This is a genomic window from Corynebacterium kalinowskii, assembly GCF_009734385.1.
Classification (GTDB): domain Bacteria; phylum Actinomycetota; class Actinomycetes; order Mycobacteriales; family Mycobacteriaceae; genus Corynebacterium; species Corynebacterium kalinowskii.
Genome location: NZ_CP046452.1, coordinates 2,295,289 through 2,312,865 on the forward strand (window position 1 = coordinate 2,295,289; position 17,577 = coordinate 2,312,865).

The 17,577-nt window shown below is 59.0% G+C and carries 19 protein-coding genes, 1 tRNA gene and 1 other RNA gene; 3 read left to right on the top strand and 18 right to left on the bottom strand.

Annotation, left to right across the window (positions count from 1 at the left end):
- Positions 1-74: 74 nt before the first annotated feature.
- The 9 genes from recR to ffs form a co-directional block, all read right to left on the bottom strand.
- Positions 75-698: a recombination mediator RecR gene (gene recR, locus CKALI_RS10960; protein ID WP_156193385.1), complete on the bottom strand. Its 624-nt coding sequence runs from the start codon at positions 696-698 to the stop codon at positions 75-77.
- A gap of 47 nt (positions 699-745) precedes the next feature.
- Positions 746-1,063 (bottom strand): YbaB/EbfC family nucleoid-associated protein, encoded by a 318-nt coding sequence (locus CKALI_RS10965; RefSeq protein ID WP_156193386.1) that lies wholly within the window; start codon positions 1,061-1,063, stop codon positions 746-748.
- A gap of 47 nt (positions 1,064-1,110) precedes the next feature.
- Positions 1,111-3,210: a DNA polymerase III subunit gamma and tau gene (locus CKALI_RS10970; protein ID WP_156193387.1), complete on the bottom strand. Its 2,100-nt coding sequence runs from the start codon at positions 3,208-3,210 to the stop codon at positions 1,111-1,113.
- Between the two features lie 17 nt (positions 3,211-3,227).
- Positions 3,228-4,121 (bottom strand): LamG domain-containing protein, encoded by an 894-nt coding sequence (locus CKALI_RS10975; RefSeq protein WP_197079697.1) that lies wholly within the window; start codon positions 4,119-4,121, stop codon positions 3,228-3,230.
- Positions 4,114-4,944, bottom strand: a complete 831-nt coding sequence (locus CKALI_RS12215; RefSeq protein WP_197079698.1) for a S24/S26 family peptidase — start codon at positions 4,942-4,944, stop codon at positions 4,114-4,116. The genes CKALI_RS10975 and CKALI_RS12215 overlap by 8 nt, the downstream gene beginning before the upstream one ends.
- A gap of 4 nt (positions 4,945-4,948) precedes the next feature.
- Entirely contained in the window at positions 4,949-5,542 is a 594-nt protein-coding gene (locus tag CKALI_RS10980; protein WP_156193389.1) for a hypothetical protein, read from the bottom strand.
- 70 nt (positions 5,543-5,612) lie between these two features.
- A complete protein-coding gene (locus CKALI_RS10985) occupies positions 5,613-6,134 on the bottom strand; it encodes a suppressor of fused domain protein (protein WP_197079699.1) in 522 nt (173 codons plus the stop codon).
- Complete coding sequence (locus CKALI_RS10990; RefSeq protein WP_197079700.1) at positions 6,131-7,375, bottom strand: aminotransferase class I/II-fold pyridoxal phosphate-dependent enzyme; 1,245 nt, start codon at positions 7,373-7,375, stop codon at positions 6,131-6,133. The genes CKALI_RS10985 and CKALI_RS10990 overlap by 4 nt, the downstream gene beginning before the upstream one ends.
- Before the next feature lie 100 nt (positions 7,376-7,475).
- An RNA gene (gene ffs, locus CKALI_RS10995) (signal recognition particle sRNA small type) lies at positions 7,476-7,574 on the bottom strand.
- Positions 7,575-7,695: 121 nt separating this feature from the next.
- Between ffs and CKALI_RS11000 the strand changes: the two genes are divergently transcribed.
- A tRNA-Ser gene (locus CKALI_RS11000) sits at positions 7,696-7,781 on the top strand.
- Between the two features lie 37 nt (positions 7,782-7,818).
- Here CKALI_RS11000 and CKALI_RS11005 read toward each other — a convergent pair.
- Positions 7,819-9,012 carry a hypothetical protein gene (locus CKALI_RS11005; RefSeq protein ID WP_156193392.1) on the bottom strand — a complete coding sequence of 398 codons (1,194 nt, stop codon included), beginning with the start codon at positions 9,010-9,012 and terminating at the stop codon, positions 7,819-7,821.
- Positions 9,013-9,062: 50 nt separating this feature from the next.
- On the opposite strand from CKALI_RS11005, the gene CKALI_RS11010 reads away from it, so the two are divergent.
- Entirely contained in the window at positions 9,063-9,512 is a 450-nt protein-coding gene (locus tag CKALI_RS11010; protein ID WP_156193393.1) for a GNAT family N-acetyltransferase, read from the top strand.
- Here CKALI_RS11010 and CKALI_RS11015 read toward each other — a convergent pair whose 3' ends face one another.
- From CKALI_RS11015 to tgt, 7 genes are all read right to left on the bottom strand, one after another.
- Positions 9,513-10,043 carry a hypothetical protein gene (locus CKALI_RS11015; RefSeq protein WP_156193394.1) on the bottom strand — a complete coding sequence of 177 codons (531 nt, stop codon included), beginning with the start codon at positions 10,041-10,043 and terminating at the stop codon, positions 9,513-9,515. It abuts the gene before it with no gap.
- Positions 10,044-10,112: 69 nt separating this feature from the next.
- Positions 10,113-10,742, bottom strand: coding sequence for a hypothetical protein (locus tag CKALI_RS11020; RefSeq protein WP_156193395.1), 630 nt, complete (start codon positions 10,740-10,742; stop codon positions 10,113-10,115).
- Between the two features lie 67 nt (positions 10,743-10,809).
- Positions 10,810-11,448: a hypothetical protein gene (locus tag CKALI_RS11025; protein WP_156193396.1), complete on the bottom strand. Its 639-nt coding sequence runs from the start codon at positions 11,446-11,448 to the stop codon at positions 10,810-10,812.
- A 350-nt stretch (positions 11,449-11,798) separates the two neighbouring features.
- Positions 11,799-12,314, bottom strand: a complete 516-nt coding sequence (locus tag CKALI_RS11030) for a hypothetical protein (RefSeq protein ID WP_156193397.1) — start codon at positions 12,312-12,314, stop codon at positions 11,799-11,801.
- A complete protein-coding gene (locus tag CKALI_RS11035; protein ID WP_156193398.1) occupies positions 12,311-12,589 on the bottom strand; it encodes a hypothetical protein in 279 nt (92 codons plus the stop codon). Before CKALI_RS11035 ends, CKALI_RS11030 begins: the two co-directional genes overlap by 4 nt.
- A gap of 8 nt (positions 12,590-12,597) precedes the next feature.
- Positions 12,598-12,930 (bottom strand): hypothetical protein, encoded by a 333-nt coding sequence (locus tag CKALI_RS11040; RefSeq protein WP_156193399.1) that lies wholly within the window; start codon positions 12,928-12,930, stop codon positions 12,598-12,600.
- Positions 12,931-13,296: 366 nt separating this feature from the next.
- The gene (gene tgt, locus CKALI_RS11045; protein WP_156193400.1) at positions 13,297-14,529 is read right to left on the bottom strand and encodes a tRNA guanosine(34) transglycosylase Tgt; all 1,233 of its coding nucleotides are present in this window, start codon (positions 14,527-14,529) and stop codon (positions 13,297-13,299) included.
- On the opposite strand from tgt, the gene CKALI_RS11050 reads away from it, so the two are divergent.
- Positions 14,528-15,097 carry a DNA-3-methyladenine glycosylase gene (locus tag CKALI_RS11050; protein WP_156193401.1) on the top strand — a complete coding sequence of 190 codons (570 nt, stop codon included), beginning with the start codon at positions 14,528-14,530 and terminating at the stop codon, positions 15,095-15,097. The genes tgt and CKALI_RS11050 overlap by 2 nt on opposite strands.
- On the opposite strand, the gene CKALI_RS11055 is transcribed toward CKALI_RS11050, so the two are convergent.
- On the bottom strand, positions 15,094-17,550 hold the full coding sequence (locus tag CKALI_RS11055; protein ID WP_156193402.1) for an MMPL family transporter: 2,457 nt from the start codon (positions 17,548-17,550) through the stop codon (positions 15,094-15,096). The two genes, CKALI_RS11050 and CKALI_RS11055, sit on opposite strands and share 4 nt — an antisense overlap.
- Between the last annotated feature and the right edge of the window lie 27 nt (positions 17,551-17,577).

Consider the following 17,577-nt stretch of genomic DNA (forward strand, 5'->3'; position numbering starts at 1 on the left):
AGAACTTTGCGAGCATTTTGTAATAGTTTTGTTATCGTAGAGAATTGCCTAATCTACTCAAATAATGACCCAAACTAAAGCTTCAACCGCCCACTCAACGCCCTCGACAGCGTCAGCTCATCGACAAACTCCAGGTCACCGCCCAATGGCATGCCGGAAGCAAGGCGTGAGACGGTCAAAGATGGGAAGTCGCGAAGCAAGCGGGCCAAATACGAAGCTGTGGCCTCACCCTCAGTATTCGGGTCCGTTGCCAGAATTACCTCAGTAATGTCAGGCGACGACTCACCGGAGTCCGGCAAGACCCCAGCAATGCGCTGCAGTAGCGGCGTGATGTTCAGATCTCGTGGCCCGATGTTGGCCAACGGATCGAGTGCTCCCCCGAGCACGTGGTAGCGGCCCCGGTATTCGCCGGTCCGCTCAATAACTTGAATGTCTTTCGGCTCTTCAACAACGCAGATCATCGAAGTATCGCGTCCCGAATCCGCACAGATGCGACACACATCCTCGCGCGACACGTTGCAGCAGATTCGGCAAAAGGTTACGCCCTCGCGCACCGCATCCAGCGCTGACTGCAATCGCGAGATGTCCTCGGATTCCACCTGCAACAGGTGAAAAGCAATGCGCTGCGCGGATTTGGGCCCAACCCCCGGGAGCCGAGAAAGTTCATCGATCAGATCCTGGAGGGGGCCTTCAAACACCGGGCAGCGCCTTAACTAAAGAGTGGAAAGAATGGACATCGTAAAGCTTAGCCGAACAGTCCGCCGCCCATGCCCTGGGACAATGGGCCCATCTTCTCCTGGGCGAGCTCGCCGATCTGGCGGTGCGCATCCATGAACGCGCCCTGGATGAGGTCCTGAAGGGTCTCGACGTCCTCAGGGTCAACAACCTGCGGATCGATCTCCACGGCGGTGACGTCGCCGGAGCCCTGCAGGGTCACCTTGACCAGGCCATTGCCAGCATTGCCGATAACGGAGGAAGCGATGAGCTCGTTCTGAGCCTGCTGCAGCTGAGCCTGCATCTGCTGAGCCTGGGCGAGGAGCTGGGACATATCTGGCTGGGACACGGGAGTACCTTTCGTTGGGGTCAGTTCCTTGCGATTCTACCGAATTGCTACAGCGGGCGAGCCCCGAGCTCCGAGGTAAGCATCTCCATCGCGATCGTCTTCGCGTCTCGATGATCATAATTCGCAGGCCCGGTGGCCTCCTCGATCATCTGCTCTTCCTCCGACTCCGGCTGTGGCTCGGGCTCCGACGTTGGGGCTGAAGGTGCAGGCGGCGCCCACTCCTCCGGCTCCGGCTCGTCCTCAGGCTCCGGCGGCAACGGCACCCCGCCCGTAAAGCTGTGCTTCATCGCCTCACGGCCGCGCTCAGCGAGCTCCTGCCAGCGCTTCTTCGGCGCAGGCTGCTCGGGCACGCTTGTCGACGCCACCTCTTCCGACTTCACCGGTTCCGCTGCAGCGCCACCCAATGCCACGGGCGCACCCCACCCAGTTGACTGAGCGGGTTCAGGCTCTGGTTCAGGGTCCGGCTCTTCCTGCTTTACCTCGGGCTGCCACGTTTTCTGTTGTGGCTCGCGCTTTTGGGATCCAGACAGCGGCACCGTGCCGACCTCTACGCGAACCTGCAAGTCCAACCCAGTCACGCTCTTGACCGCGCTAACCAGGGCCTTATTGTTGTTCGCCGCGTTGAGTCGCTGTGCGAGGGCTCCCGTGTTGTGGCCGACAATGAGCTCGTCATTTTCCAGGCCGAGCACCTTGGCCTCAGTGAGCATGATCTCCGCGACCTGGTTCTGCTTGCCCACCATCTTGCGGATATCCAGCCACTTCGAGCGGATAAGTTCGAGGGGATCACCGGCGATTGGCTCGGCGGCAGGAGTCGGTGCAGGAGCCGGCTTTGATTCTGGGGCAGGCTTGGGGGCCGGCGCAGGCGCCATTTTTGGCTCGGGCTTTGGCTCCGGCTTTGGGGCTTCCGGAGTAGGTACTGGAGCGGGAGCTGGCGCAACAGCCGCCTTCGCTGCCGCCCGCTGGGCACGCCAATTGCTCGCGGCAGAGGCGGCAGGAGCTCCAGCAGACGCAGGTGCACCAGAAGGTGCAGCGCCTCCACCAGCAGCAGGAGCCGTCACCGCCAGCATCATCCGGGCGCACATGATCTCCAGGAGCAGGCGCGGCGAGGTTGCGCCACGGAGGTCTTCCACCTGGTCATTGACCAAGGCAGCCAGGGATGCGAGGCGACGGGCGTCGAAAAGCTGCGCTTGCTCGAGCAAAACGGGTTGGTGGTCGGCGGGGGCTTCCACGAGGCCGAGCGAGATGGCATCCGGGACGGCCTGGAGGACCATGAGGTCGCGGAGTCGGTCGAGGAGGTCGTGGGCGAAGCGGCGGGGGTCGTGGCCTGCGTTGATGACGTCATCGACGCAGGTAAACAGGCCCGCTTGATCGCCGGAGGCAACGGCATTGATCGCGGCATCGATCAGGGAAGAATCCGTGACCCCGAGCAAAGGGACGGCCTCCGAGTAGGTCAGTCCGGAAGGCCCGGAGCCGGCCAACAGCTGGTCCAGGATCGACAGCGAATCGCGGGGCGAACCACCACCGGCACGGATGACCAATGGGAACACCGAATCCTCCACCTGGACGCCTTCAGCGTCACAGGTGCGCTGCAGCAGCCCGCGCATGTCCGGTGGAGTGAGCAGCCGGAACGGGTAATGGTGCGTGCGCGAGCGGATGGTACCGATCACTTTTTCCGGCTCGGTGGTGGCGAAGATGAAGATGAGGTGCTCTGGCGGCTCCTCCACGATCTTCAGCAGGGCATTCGAGCCCTCCTTGGTGATCATGTGCGCTTCGTCGATGATGAAAACGCGGTAGCGAGAGTCGGCAGGAGCATAAAAAGCGCGATCGCGCAGCTCACGCATATCCTCCACACCGTTGTGCGAAGCAGCGTCAAGCTCGGTCACATCCAAATTGCCAGGGCCACCCGGCGCGAGCGACACACAGGACGGGCAGACACCGCATGGGGTCGAAGTCGGCCCCTCAACGCAGTTCAGAGAGCGTGCCAAGATGCGCGCAGAAGAAGTCTTACCGCAACCGCGGGGACCGGAAAACAGGTAAGCGTGATTAATGCGTCCACTATCCAGCGCCACGCTCAGCGGGCGAGTTACCTGTTCCTGGCCCACGACCTCAGCAAAGCTGGCCGGGCGATACTTGCGATAAAGAGCCACGAACTAAAGACTACCGGTTACTGGGAAGCGTAGTAGTGAGAGGTGATCTCCCGGTCATCTAGCGCACGGGAGTAAGCGGCCGCGAACGCCAGATCGCCTTCGTAGCAAGCTGCCCCTTGCTCCGCTGACGGCCAACCAGTCTCGTTGTCGCATCCGATACGGACATAGCCCAAGAACTCAGCAGTGCCCGGGGCTTCCACAGTTTCGGCCACCAGGATCCCATCCGTGAAAATGCTCAACGTGTCCGCGGAGCGGCGGGCCACGATGTGGTGCCACTGGCCGTCGTTAATTGGCGTGCCTGAGACCGCGGTGCTGTACCCGCCTCGCTGCGCCGTGGAGAAGACCAGGCCGCCCGTCGCCGGGTCGATATTGAGTTTCAGGGTTGCCTCTCCTCTGCCGCCGTCCGGCGTTTGTGAAGAGTAGAAGCCCATGAGCGTGCCTTCAGCAGCGGTGGTGCGCACCCACATTTCCGAGGTGTAGTCGCCTGGCGTCTGCAGCTGCTGCGAGGTTGCAATGTAGCTCTTCGCACCCATCGCCGGAATAGAAATGGCTTGGGTATCGTCGCGACGGCATGGGCTAGCGAACACCGACTCCATCGCCGGAATATGCAAAAGGCCGAGGTTGCCGTTGGGCGACAAGTCTTCTAGCTCACGCCCTGTCGACGGCACCTGCACCTGGTAGGCGAAGATGGCGCCATCGGCCGCCGAAGCACCCATCGAACGTTCACATGTGGTCCTGTCAGCGTCCAAAGTCCCTACGCTCCTGTGCCCAGATTTGATCCCCGCGGCGTTCTCCGAGGTCAGCTGCGCGGTAAACGCACCCATCGTTTCACTCGGCTGCAAGCCAAAGCACACCACCAGCACCACAAAAAGAGCGAACACGATGTGCGCCAAACGTGAGTTCTTAGACATTGTGCTCACCCCGCTTCCGGCGGGCAGCAATGAGATCCTGCAGGAAGAACAGCACATACGGGGACAGGATGAACGCGGCGATGCCAGTGATCCACTTCCAGTCCAGCGCCATGCGTGGCTTGAAACTGAACGCACCCATCTGGTTACGCTCGCGAGCTTCGGCAAAGCCATCCGTTCCCGCAGGGAAGAGCTCGTCGGTCATCGTGCCATTCGCACCGGCCCCGTGCACCTGAACGGGCAACAGGCCAGTGGACACCACGTGTGCCTGAGCACTGGCACCGCCTCCGGTACCGCTGAGCTGCATCGCCAGCAGATCGACACCGAACAGCGGTTTGAGCACCACCAAGCCCAGCGCCAAACCGCAGTACACGCCAAGAAAACGGTAGCGGCTCCGGGCACGCGGATCAGTCATTGGCGTGGTCACGAAATGCATCAGCAGCCAGCCGCCCAGCACATACGGCAGCAGCTTCAGCAGGTGCCCGCCCCAGCTCCAGGACCACACCACCTTGCCAACGATCTCCGATTCATGCACCGGTAACGGATCGTTCGAACCGTTCAGATCGCCCTTTGTGATCACTCCCGCCGATGTCACGGACACCACGCGGTGGGTGCGCGTCAGTTCCGAACCCACTTCGTATGTGATGATGTCTCCGGCAAGTATCTCGCTTGCCGACGCCGGAGCCGTCACTGCTAAAGCCCCCACGGGCAGCGCAGTTCCCATCGACGGGGTCGAAAGAATGTGCATCCGCAAGCCCAGCAGCGCGCCCACGAGTAGGGCGAGCAGGAGGACCCCAGCGGATGCTGAGGCGATCAGCCGTTTCACGTTATTAAGCCGTGAATGTCCAAGTCAGAGGCTGGCTAATGGCACCACCCTGAATGTCATTTCCGGCCTTTTCATTCACCGTTGCAGTAACAGAGAACGGACGGAGCTCACTTGGAGCCACCGGTGCCTGCAGTGTGAAGGTCTGGTGTGCCAGCTGCGCAGCAGATCCTTCGAAGATTAGCGTGTGCCCGTCCATAATCTGGATGAGCATCTTGTCGCAGGCAGTGCCGGTGCCGATTTCGGTGCAGGCGCCAGCCGCGAGCGTGAAGGCGGTGGCGGTGACGGAGCCGTCGTTACGCATGGCGAAGTCGGTGGTGAGTGACTCGCCCGGCATCATGTCCAAGTTTCCACCGTACTTATTCAAACTGGAACAGACCGCGGCGTTGTTGTTGCCGGAGGTGGAAGTACAGATGGTGCTGCGGCCACCTTCGGCGACTTCAGTCATGACCAAGGAGCCCGTTCCGGCGGTGTTTTCTTCGTTGGTGAGGGATGCCGAGTACGCCCCCATGGTGCTCATTCCCAGAGAAGCAACGAGTGCGGTGGATGCCAGGGATGCGGGCACCAACCAGGCATTCTTCGCCAAAAACGCAGAGGCCATGTTTAATTTTCCTTTAAGCGGTAAAACAGTCTATTTCTATACTCATTAAACCACCTAAATTGATGTGACGTTAACGCTGCAGGTTGAAGACATCAATCTGCTGCTCCACTAACGCTCGCTGCAGCTCGGCCAAGCCATAGGTCTGCAAATACTCCAGTTCCGCATCCGTGAGCGGCAAGATTTGCAGCATGAGGGTCATGATGCCTGCATCTTTGAAGTGCGGGACATCTCCGCCCCATGGGAAAGGCACAACCAGCAGGCTATGCGCGACGCTGAGTCCCGGCACCAGTGCACCAGCGCCCGGGACCACCTCACCCGGCTGCGGAATGATATCTGTGTCCCGAAGCATGGCAGCAGTGGCGCTGACCAACTCCTTCAGACCTTTTTCACTACTGGCTACGGCGAAAAGCTCGACGCGGATGTCGTGGTCTTCCGCTTCCAGCCCCGTCTCCACGTGCTGGAAATCTAAGGTACTGGCTATGAACTGGCCGTCGTCATGGAAATTGGCGACATGAAAATCGCCGACCAGATCGATGGTCACTTCACCAGGGAAGAGCCCATCAACCCAGACGGCGACTTCTTGAAGATTCACTGCTCCAGCGCCGCCAAGAGCACACAGGTGGCGACACCATCCATCGCGATTTCAAGCTCTTCCACCGGCGGAAGCGATGGAGCCAGGCGGATGTTCTTGTTCTCCGGATCATTGCCGTACGGGAAGCTCGCGCCCGCGGCCGTCAGCGCGATGCCCGCATCCTTCGCCAGTTCAACCACACGCTTCGCGGTGCCAGGGACCACATCGAGGGAGATGAAGTAGCCACCGGTTGGCTTGGTCCACTCGGCCACGCCATACTCACCCAGACGGCTCTCAAGAATTTCCAGCACCTTCGCGAACTTCGGAGCCAACGAGCGCGCGTGCTTGCGCATCACCTGCTTGACGCCCTCCGCGTCCCCAAAGAACTGCGCGTGGGCCAGCTGATTGATCTTGTTCGGACCAATACCCCGCACGAGTGCGTGGCTGTTGTACCAGGTCAAGTTCTCATCGCTCGAATTAAAGAATGCGACGCCCGCACCAGCCTGAGTGATTTTGCTTGTCGACGACATCGACCAGAATCGGTTGCCACCGAGCTTTACTACATCCGTGATCTCCGGGAAGTTCTCGTCCAGGGTGTGGATGGCGTAGGCGTTGTCCCACACAACGCGGAAATCCGGTGCAGCGGTCTCCATGGTGACCAGGCGGTTGATGGTGTCCGCATCGAAGGTCACACCCGTCGGGTTGCCGAACATCGGCACCACCCACATGCCCTTGACCTGTGGATCCTTCACCAGTTCCTCGACCTGGTCCATGTCCGGGCCGATCGGAGTCATTGGGACAGTAATCATCTCAAAGCCGAAATGCTCGGTGATGGTGAAGTGACGATCGTAACCAGGAACCGGGCAGATCCACTTGACCTGCCCCTCGTCCTTCCAGGGCTTCTCGGAATCGTTGTTGCCCCAGATGTAAGACCAGCTGATCAGGTCGAACATGATGTTCAGGGATGAGGAGTCCGCAGCGATGAGGTTCTTTACCTCCACCCCGAGGACCTCGGCCCAGATCTCGCGGATGCTGGTGAGCCCGACGAGGTTGCCGTAGTTACGGCAGTCGGTGCCGTCCTTATCGATGAAATTCTCGCCCGGCAGGCTCAGCAGATCGGTGCAAATGTCCAGCTGCTCGGAGGAAGGCTTGCCACGGGTCAGATTCAGCTTGAGATTGCGAGACTTCAGCTCGTCGTACTTGCCCTGAATGTCAGTCTTGAGCTCGGCGAACTGCTCTGCAGTCAAATCTTTCAAAGCCACGTCGGTGCCTTCCATCGGATGGAATCGAATGTTACGGCTACCACTCTAGACTGTGGACGGAAACACAAAAAGGGCAACCCGTAGATTGCCCCTAAATGAGAAATAAAGGGGACCCCGCGCACCCGACAGAGCTCGCTGACCCTTGCTGCATTCCTGCCCTGGGGGAGTTCACAAGATAATCGCCACACGGGATCCTGCTGCATACCTTATCGGTTAATGACTTATGGAGCCAAACCGCGCCCGTTGAACTGCGATTTTGTTATCTGGCAGGTTGTTTAGTAAAGTCTTCCGGGTAGCAAACACTAGCTGTTTGTCACGCTGGAGGATTCGACTAGCGGCCTATGTCACACGCCTGGAACGCGTGCGGGGTTAACGCCCCTCAAGGGTTCAAATCCCTTATCCTCCGCAATTTGAGAAGCCCCAGTTCTTAGGAACTGGGGCTTTTATTGTTGCGTGCCCGAGGCTGTCTGTTCTTGAACCCACCTTAAAAAGCACCACAGCGTAAAATTCCTGACATTCAAAATTGGGGTATTTATCCAGAACTTGCGCAGCTCATTAGCAGCCGAGGCATTCTTAAACCCGCTCTTCGTGCCGTCGTGGCCGATGTCTGATCGCAAGGCAACGATAATAAAGGTGCCGCTACGATTCGTGGAGGAATCCGAGTCAAAATAGTCGATGGCCGCCCACGGCACCACCAACCCGTGAAACTCAATCCCCTTACGACTAACCCACAGCTGCCCCTTACTGCCCGCCCTTTTCCGCACCACAATCACAAGTGCCAATGTGATAGCACTCGCGCACACCAGCGATAACAGCACCCAAAACCATTGCACCAGTCGTTCGGTGTCATCGTAATCACCGTCTTGAATACCTTTGGCACGTGCGATAGCTGCACCGACAAAAAGCACCGCGTAGCAGATGCCAACTAACAAATAGACAACAGCCTTAACTCCGGGCTTGATGACTACCGTTCCAGCTGACAGATAGCGGCGTTGCAAAGACTTCATCGGATGCTCAAAGGTCTGCAAAAATTCTCGGTTACTGGGAGCGAAATCTACAGTTGCACCTGCTCCCCCGTGCGCACTCTCTTCCTGAGCCCAACGCAGAAAATTCCTCAAAGCCCTATGCCGAACATTGAGCGTAGCGGTGGTGAGCAGCACTGATCGTTGACGATTGACCGATTCCGCGATGGTGCGCCCAGCAAGGGTTCCATCATCACCCACATCGGAATGAAGTTTCACGTTGACCCACTTGACGACGCCACGCGAGCCCTCATAATGCGTTTCAAATGAATCAATCGACGACCACGGAATTCGCAGGCCAGACATCTCAATTCCTGCACCACTAACGCGCAGCTGCAGGTTGCGACGCATCGACGGCTGCATCGCCCTCACAATACCGTGGGCAATAAAAACGCTAACTAGCAGCAGTAGAGCGACCCAAATGGTGGCAGCCCAGGCGTCAGGAGCTTCGTACTCCCCTGTGCTCAGAGCGTGGACGTGAACGACACTGGCAAGTACAGACAGTGCGACCACAGCTGCCGCGACAAGCAAATAGATGACGCTCTTGGCTCCAGTCTTGAAGATGACCTCGCCGTCGGATTCAAAACGTCGTCGCAGAAATCTGAAGGAGTTCATGCTCCTAAGATGCACCAATCCGCATAAAAGTTCCCGCTACGATATGCATTATGCAGTTTGCAACCACCACAGAGGCTGATCGCACGTATATTGCGCGCCTGAATTTCCTCACGGATGTTTTCGGCGACGAGCACGCGGAAGTTTCATCGGGATTTGATCGGGACTTCGACTATTACGTGCGTGACTGGCACCCAGAGGACGGCGGTTTCATCGCGTGGGATGGCAACATTCCCGCAGGCGGAGTCTGGCTAGTACGGGGTACCGACGAAAGGCATGGCTACGGCCATGTGAAGGAAGGTATCCCGGAGCTCGCGATTGCGGTGGAGCCGAGGTATCGGGGGAAGGGCGTCGCAAAGCAGCTGCTAGAACTGGTGCCCGCACCCGTGTCGCTGTCAGTACACCCGGCGAACGAACGAGCCCACCGGCTGTACCTAAGGGCGGGTTTTGAGCCGACGGGTATCGTCCGCGAGGGACACGAGGTCTTGCTAAAGCGGTCCTAGCTAGCGAAATTCGACTGTTCGGTACATTTCCATTGCCTTGCGGCACAGATCCGCGATCTCTGCGGCGCTGAGTTCCTGACCTGCGGTATGAACTATCAATCCTTGCTGACGTGCTACTTCCAAACGCATCGCTTCCTCGTTAGGGACATCGGCGATTTTGACGGTCGCTTCAGGGGCAAGCCGCGCAGTGAAGTGTTGTGCCGCGGGAGTGACGTCGAAAAGCTCGATGCTGCGCCACGGCACTAAAACCCCGCGGGTAAACAAGCCATCAGAACCAATGTGAATCACCTGAGCATCGCGGTTGCGGGCGGCGGTGCGCCAAATGTGCACCATGATGAATGCCTCAACTAGTGCGATACCGAGGCTAAACACAAGACCAATCAGTCCCATCTCGTCATACAGCACTCCGGTACTCAGCAGCGTTGCAATGCCCATAATGATGTACATTTTGATGATAATTGGACGGTTCGGTATGTCGCCCCTGAGAACCACGGTCTGGCAGGTACGGATCTGATCGATGTAGGTGTTCATGTTTCTCTCCTGCTCGGTTGATTACTTCACAGGTGTGATGCCCAGGCACCAGGAAATGTTCCCGCGCTTTTACAACTGCTCGAAGTTGAGGTCGCTGCGCTCATGAGGTAGCGGTCCGGCGCACTCTCGCCGCGCCCACACGACAAACTTCAGGAGTGTTTTGGAGCGAACATTGAGCACATGCGTAAAAAATGTGACAGCCCGCGACTCATTAACCGACTCAACAAGTTTCTGGCCATTCTTAGATCCATCATCCCAAGCGACCTGGGTCGCCCGGTTTTTCGGAGCGAGTGTCAGGTAGAGGACGCGCCAATTCTTGAATCGACCACGCGGAAAATCGTGCAGTTCAGCTGCGTATATCCCCTCCCAGGGAACAGTAAGCCCTGCCATGTGAAGCCCCTGACGCGTCACCCGGAGGCGGTGAACTCTGCGATGCCAACCCGTCAGCATCATTACCGCACCAATGAGGAACAATAGGCCACTGAAGCCGAGGAAGATCGCCCACACAGCTGAGAGCGCTCGCTCGCCAACGGGCACGTTGCTGTCCACTAATCGCCCAAAAATAAGTGCACTAGAGCAGAGCCCCGCCAGCCCAAGCCCGAAGCCGAAAAACGCGAAAACCGTGGAACGCCACCCAGCGGTCAACACCACTTCACCAATGTCGCGAAACCGTCGCTGCATGCTCTTTAGAGAATTCATTGTCCGCGTTCCTCCTTTGCACATAGGATGCCCGCGAGCGCGGAAATGTTCCTGAGACTGAGTAGTCCTACATCTTCGACCCTGTTTGTCGACCCTTTTCCCAAATGCTAAAGACATCCGTCTCGTACGGGAATGGGCCGGCGTATTCCCGGCGCGCCCAAGTCACAAACTTCAGCAGTGTCTTTGGGCGAACGCTGAGCACGTATGTAGGCAAAGTGATGCCTCGTTCTTCAATAACGGAGGCGGCAGTTTTCCGGCCAAGTGGGGAGCCGTCATCCCAGGCAACTTGTGCCACCCAGTCCTTTGGCACCAATGTGAGCTGGAGGGCGTGGACCGAAAAACTCTTAGGGCCCGTCACATCTCTCAAGCTAAACGAATACACCGACTCCCACGGCACAAACATTCCCTTCATGGAGATGCCCTGTCGGGAAATGCGCAGGCTGTAAGTTCGGCGAAGTAACCTAGTCAGCAATTTTGCCAAAACACCAAGGTGGAGGATGCCAAAAAGTCCAAAGAATATCCCCTCTCCCACACCGAACACCCAGTCGGAATGAAGGAACTGGTCAATAGCGAGGTAGCTTGCAGCGAGGCCTACACTGCCCATCAGGCTCAAATAGACAACAATGAACACTGTTCTAACCCCGCCGGTCAACACCACTTCCTCTTGCTCAGCAAAGTGCTTCTGCAAGTTCTTGAGAGAATTCACCTGCCTCCTTTCATCATGAATAGGATGCACGAAAAGAGGCGAAAGTTCCCGCTGCGATCACCGAGGCTGACCGCACGTACATCGCCCGCCTGAATTTCCTCACAGATTTTTTCCGTGACGAGCAGCAGAGGTGTCTCCTGGATTCGATCGGCACAACAACTACTACGTGCGCGACTGGCAGCCGCGGGCGCGTTGCCGAAGCAATCCCTGAGCTAGCACTCGCAGTGGAGTGGCGCTCCTGGAATTTCGCTATCGGTGGCACCTACAAACGAGCGCGCACTGCAGCTTTAGCGTCATGTGGGATTCAAGCCGACCGGCATCGTGCGTGAGGAGCATCCGGTCCTGGTTCGTTACTGGTAGCTCTCCCCTCCCCACTGTCTCTTCGCGGCCATACACAGGTCTACGATCTGGGACATCCGCAGGTATTGGTCTTTCGTTTCCAGGGGGATCCCGTGGTAGCGGATGACTTCAGAACGAAGCTGCAGCTCTTGCTTCGTTGACGCGAACTTCACAGTGGAGCCGGGGTGTAAGTAGGCAATGCAGCGGGGAATGGTCCATTCGGCGTCGATACGCGCGACGCTGCTCCACGACGCCAAAACGCCGCGAGTACGCAGCCCCTCAGGCCCCAGGTGGATGGCGTCAAACTTGCGATCGTGCCTTCTACGAAGCCATATACTGGGCAAATGGAGCACACAGATCACAGCAGCCCAGGCCGTCACTGGTAGCTCTTGGTAGAGCACCCAAGCTGCCAACCCCGTTGCTACGAGTGAAGCAAGAGTGACAAAAATGGCGCTGCCCAAATTCGGGGTCTTGCCGATGATGGTCACCGGCTCACCCTGGCGAATCTGATTCAGGTAGTCGTTCATGAGTTCATCTCCTTGACCCATTTCAAAAACTTCACCAGCGTCTGTGGAAATACTTTCAAGCGTTCAGTGAGCAACACGAGGCTGCCATGTTCCTCTCCTTGGAGATTTAATTGAACTCGGTACGCTTGGCCCCTGAAAGCGCTGGCATCGCACAGCGTGACACCTGCAAACTTGGTGCACGGGATCTGTTTTCCGCCCATTTCGATGCTTACCCGGCTCACCCGCATTACATGCAGATTCTGGTGTTTGCGTGCCCCAATTGGTAGTGAGTTCATGAGGACTCCTACATCGATTCAAAACGGAGGTCAGTGGCATTCGGGGTGCATTCCAGCTTCGCCCACTTGAGGAAATTCTGGAGTGTGTCCACCCACACGTTCATGCGTCCGGTGAAGAAGATAACACTGCGGTCTTGATTTACCGCGACTGCGAGACGTCGCCCACCTTCTGAACCATCATCCCAGGCCACTTGAGATGCGGCAGCTTGGGCGGAGAGCTGCAGAATCGTGTGATAGATCCTCCTACGGCCATACCGCTCCACGAATACGTTGATTTCTTCGATCGCGTTCCATGGAATCCGGATCCCCGCCATCTCGATGCCATCACGAGAAACACGCATGCGATGGTTCCGTCGGACCTTTGGATTTAAGATCTGAAAAAACGGATAGATAAGGCCATACGCGCCCATCAGGGTCAGTAGGCCTCCGACAATTAGCTCGCCCCAGCTTTCATGAAACCACAAGAAACTAATCCCAAGTGGTGAGAATAGGAGGCCACCGAAGAACAGCACCAGAAGCCACAGCATCCAACGCACACCGAGTTTGAAGTGGACCTCGCCATGCTCAACGAAGCGTCTTTGCAGTCTGAAAAGTGTATTCAACGTGGCACCCTTTCGGTTATCAGTAGGATGCACGACGATCAGGTTTTGTTCCGCCCTAGCGGTACCGAAGCAGACAGTTAGGCGCCTCGGCGAGTTCGCGCCCGGTTACCGGTAATACCGCCCCATGAACTCTTCCTTGAACTCCCAGTACGTGCCGTCCTGCATAGTTTCGCGGATTTTATCCACCAAACCGACCATGAAGTACAAATTATGCATAGTGCACAGCGTTCCAGCTAGGTATTCCTTGGCCTTCAGCAGGTGGTGGATGTACGCGCGCGTGTAGTTCTCGGAAACGTACCCGCCGAGTTCCTCATCGATGCCGGTGAAGTCGCGCTTGAAGCGGGCGTTCGTGAGCGTCATGCGCCCATCCAGCGTGTACACACCGCCGCGTCGGCCAAGGCGAGTCGGCGCGACGCAGTCGAAGGTATCGGCGCCGGCTTCGACGGCGGTGAAGATGTCGTCCGGCTCGGAAATCCCCAGCAAATGCTTGGGCTTTTCGACGGGCAGTTCGTCGTTGACCCAGCCGACAATCGTGCCAAGGTTTTCCTTTTCCAGTGCGCCGCCGATGCCGTAGCCGCCGAATCCTCGCTGGCCGGAGGCTTCCGCTTCCTGAGAAAGGGCCTCCAGGCCGCGGGCCGCCTTGCGTCGCAGGTCTTCGTACTGGGCGCCTTGCACGACACCCCACAGGGATTGCAGCGGCTTGTCGGCACGGGCCACAGTCAGGCGGTTGTGTTCCTCGATGCAGCGCTGCGCCCACCGGTGGGTGCGGGCCACGGATTCTTCCTGGTACTGCTTGGTGTCCACGATGGTGGTGAGCTCATCGAAGGCGAACATGATGTCGGCGCCCAGCTGGTGTTGGATCTGCATCGACACTTCTGGGGTGAAGCGGTGCTTGGAGCCGTCGATAACGCTGCGGAAGTCGACACCTTCTTCGTCGACATGCGCCATGCGGTCCTTGCTGCGCGCCTTCACCTCGCCCTCGGCGATGTTCGCGTCCATGGACAGCACCTTTTTAAAGCCGACGCCCAGGCTCATGACCTGGAAGCCGCCGGAGTCGGTGTAGGTCGGGCCGTGCCAGTTTTCGAACGCGGAAACGCCACCAGCCTCGTCGACGATGTCCGGGCCGGGCTGCAAATACAGGTGATAGGCGTTGGATAGGATGGCCTGAGCGCCGGTCGAGCGGATCTGCTCGGGGGTGAGCGTCTTGACGGTCGCCTTCGTCGCCACCGGGATGAATGCCGGGGTCTGGATGTCGCCATGTGGGGTGTGGATCGTTCCCGTGCGACCGTGTTTCGTATTGTCCAGTCGAGTTTCCAGCGAGAAGGTGGTGTCAGTCATGGCTAACAGTCTAAGGGACTTCTTTACCCGATCCGCTAATCTCGTCGCCCCTGAACTGCTCGGCGCTGTGCTGACACACGACGGGGTGTCAGTGCGACTGACCGAGGTGGAAGCTTATTTGGGTGTGGATGACGCTGCCTCGCACTGCGCCCGAGGGCTTACCCGCAGCAACGCGGCGATGTTCGGCCCACCCGGCCGCATGTACGTGTATCACTCCTACGGGATTCACAAGGCAGGTAACATCGTCTGCCACCCGGAGGGAGGTTCGGGCGGAATATTGCTGCGAGCCGGGGAGATTATCGCAGGTCAGACGAAGGCAGCAGACCGACGTGGCCCAGTTCCCCACCATCGGCTTGCCAGCGGGCCGGGAAACCTAGGCAAGGCCCTCGGTTTGGAGATCAGCGATAATTCACAACCGGTCACCTTTGAGCAAGGCGACTTCCAGCTCCAACTCCCGACCACGCAACCCCACATAGCAATCGGACCCAGAATCGGCATCACGAAGAACGCCGATTCCCCGCTCCGCTTCTGGATCCCTGGCGAGCCAACAGTGTCCCGAAAACGCTAGACGCTCCGTGCCCGCAGCTCCTCCACCTGCAGATCCGCCAAGCGTTCGGCTTCGAGGCGACGCAGTTCCCATTCCTTTTCCAGGGCTGCGCCTTCGATGTCCAGGTGCGGCAAGATCTTGTCCAGCCAGGACGGCATCCACCAGGTAGCGCGGCCGAGGAGGAACATGGAGGCGGGGACCAATGCCATGCGGACGAAGAATGCGTCGAAAAGCACGCCCGCGCCCAGCGCGAAGCCGAAGATCTTAATGAACGGCAGCGGCTGGTCAATGAACGCGACGAACACGGCGATCATGATGAGCGCCGCGGACGTGACCACGCGGGAGCCGAGCGTGTAGCCCTCGATCACGGATTCGTCGACCGCCGAGTAGCGCGAGCCCGGGGTCGGGACGCCGCCATGGTGGGCATAGAACTCGCGCATGCGGGAGACTAGGAACACCTGGTAGTCCATAGCCAGGCCGAAGGTGACGCCGATGAGGAAGATCGGCATGAAGGAAATCAGCGGGCCTGGGGTTTCGACCAGGGCCCACAGACCCTCCTGCCAGAACAGGACGGTCACGCCAAACGCGGCACCGACGGACAACAGGAAGCCGAGGCCCGCGACAATCGGCACCATGATCGAGCGGAACACCATGAGCAGCAGCACGATGGCCAGCCCCACGACGATCGCCAGGTACAGCGGCATGGCGTCGGAAAGCTTTTGCGTCACGTCGCGCTGGATTGGGGTGAGGCCCGTGATACCGATCTTGATGCCCGTGGCCGCCTCAGCCTCGGCCTGCGACGCGCGCAGCGAGTGCAGCAGCTTCGTGGTCATCGGGTCATTCGGACCGGCATACGGCGTGATCATCAGCTGGGCAGCATTGCCCGGCTCATTGACGCCCACGAGCTGCACGTGCTTGATGTCGGCGTTCGTGTTGAATCGCTCGACCACGTAGGAAAACGCGGCAGCCTGGGCGGCTTTCTTCTCATCGAAGCCCTCCGGGTTCATGTCCCGCTGCGCGCGCACCAGTGGCTGCAGCGCCGGCGCCGTCGGATCCACCTCTCCCGCGTCGACCACGGCGAGCATCAGGGAATTGTGGCCGTCGCCGAAGCCTTCCGTGAGCAGGTCGGCGGACTTGCGCTGCGTGCTGCTTAACGACGACGTCGAGTCATTAGGCAGTGCCAGCTCCAGCTGCAGCGCCGGAATGGTGAGCGCTCCGAGCCCCAGCACGACCACCGCCAGCACGAGCGCCGGGAATCGGTGGACGAAGGTCACCCAGGCGTAGCCCTTGGAGCGGCGGGTGCCACGGCGTGGTTCCTCGCCAGGCCTGCGCGGATTACCCGCGAGCCACGGGATTTTCGCACCGAAGGCGAATTTGCCCATCACGCCTAGGAGCGCCGGAACCAGGGTGAGGGCGACCATCACAGCCACGAACACGGTGAAGGCGGCAGCAAGACCCATGTAGGTCAGGAACGGGATGCGAACGATCGACAGTGCGATCAGCGCGATGATGACCGTGAGGCCAGCGAACACGACGGCCGAGCCGGCGGTGCCGACGGCGATGCCTGCGGCGTCGTCACGCGGAGCTTTGCGATACTCCGCTCGGTAGCGCGCCAAGATGAACAGGGCGTAGTCGATGCCCACGGCGAGGCCCAGCATCACAGCCAGGACCGGGGTGGTGTTGTTCAGCGTGGCTACGCGCGTGGCCAGCACGATGGTCAGTGAGCCGATGCCGATGCCCACTACGGCGGTAAGAAGCGGCAGCCCGGCGGCGATGAGCGAACCGAAGGTGAAGATCAATACGATGAACGCCACGCCGAGGCCGATCATCTCGGAGGTCGTCTTGATCACGAGTGGGTCGCCGAACGCGGCACCGCCGCCCTCCACGATGAGTCCCTTGGCTCGGCCAATTTCCAGCGCCTCGCGGATGGTGGCGCGGTGATGGTCGGTGACATCCGTCGGGGAGGGGACGTCGATACCGAAGGTCGCAAAGCCGATGCGGCCATCCTCGGACATTAGGGTCAGGTTTGCAGCGTCGGCCCTGGCGGTCTCCTCCGGCAGCCCCTGGGCAGTTTCCTGCTCGATAATGCCCTGTTGGAGTTTCGGATTCAGCGTCACGGGATTACCGAAGCGCATCGTGTCTTTCTTATCCGGAATCCCCTGATCGATGTGCGCGATGACCTCGTCAATCGCTTTCACATACTGGGGTTCAGACAGCCGATGCCCCTCAGGGGCTGCGAACACGATGTTCACACCCGCATTATCCAGCGGGTTCTTTTGATCCGGGAAGTTCTTGATCAGCAGATCCGCGGCATCCTGCGACGGGGTGCCCGGAATGGCGAACTTATCGTCAAAGCCCTTTTGCAGGGTCAGCGCCGAGCCACCCACTGCGATGAGCAGGACTAACCAGATCGCAATCACCGCCCATTTGCGCTGATACGACCACTTTCCCACGTGGAACAAGAACTTCGCCATGCTTCGAGCCTATAACGAAAAGTGCCC

Excerpts from the sequence above, each read along its gene's own strand:
- CKALI_RS11055 (WP_156193402.1), bottom strand. The coding sequence starts at position 17,550 with ATGGCGAAGTTCTTGTTCCACGTGGGAAAGTGGTCGTATCAGCGCAAA.
- CKALI_RS10980 (WP_156193389.1), bottom strand. The coding sequence starts at position 5,542 with ATGGCCTCTGCGTTTTTGGCGAAGAATGCCTGGTTGGTGCCCGCATCC.
- CKALI_RS11030 (WP_156193397.1), bottom strand. The coding sequence starts at position 12,314 with ATGAACGACTACCTGAATCAGATTCGCCAGGGTGAGCCGGTGACCATC.
- CKALI_RS11010 (WP_156193393.1), top strand. The coding sequence starts at position 9,063 with ATGCAGTTTGCAACCACCACAGAGGCTGATCGCACGTATATTGCGCGC.
- CKALI_RS11005 (WP_156193392.1), bottom strand. The coding sequence starts at position 9,012 with ATGAACTCCTTCAGATTTCTGCGACGACGTTTTGAATCCGACGGCGAG.
- CKALI_RS11050 (WP_156193401.1), top strand. The coding sequence starts at position 14,528 with ATGGCTAACAGTCTAAGGGACTTCTTTACCCGATCCGCTAATCTCGTC.
- CKALI_RS11015 (WP_156193394.1), bottom strand. The coding sequence starts at position 10,043 with ATGAACACCTACATCGATCAGATCCGTACCTGCCAGACCGTGGTTCTC.
- CKALI_RS11040 (WP_156193399.1), bottom strand. The coding sequence starts at position 12,930 with ATGCGTGTTTCTCGTGATGGCATCGAGATGGCGGGGATCCGGATTCCA.
- CKALI_RS11020 (WP_156193395.1), bottom strand. The coding sequence starts at position 10,742 with ATGAATTCTCTAAAGAGCATGCAGCGACGGTTTCGCGACATTGGTGAA.
- CKALI_RS11035 (WP_156193398.1), bottom strand. The coding sequence starts at position 12,589 with ATGAACTCACTACCAATTGGGGCACGCAAACACCAGAATCTGCATGTA.
- tgt (WP_156193400.1), bottom strand. The coding sequence starts at position 14,529 with ATGACTGACACCACCTTCTCGCTGGAAACTCGACTGGACAATACGAAA.
- CKALI_RS10975 (WP_197079697.1), bottom strand. The coding sequence starts at position 4,121 with ATGTCTAAGAACTCACGTTTGGCGCACATCGTGTTCGCTCTTTTTGTG.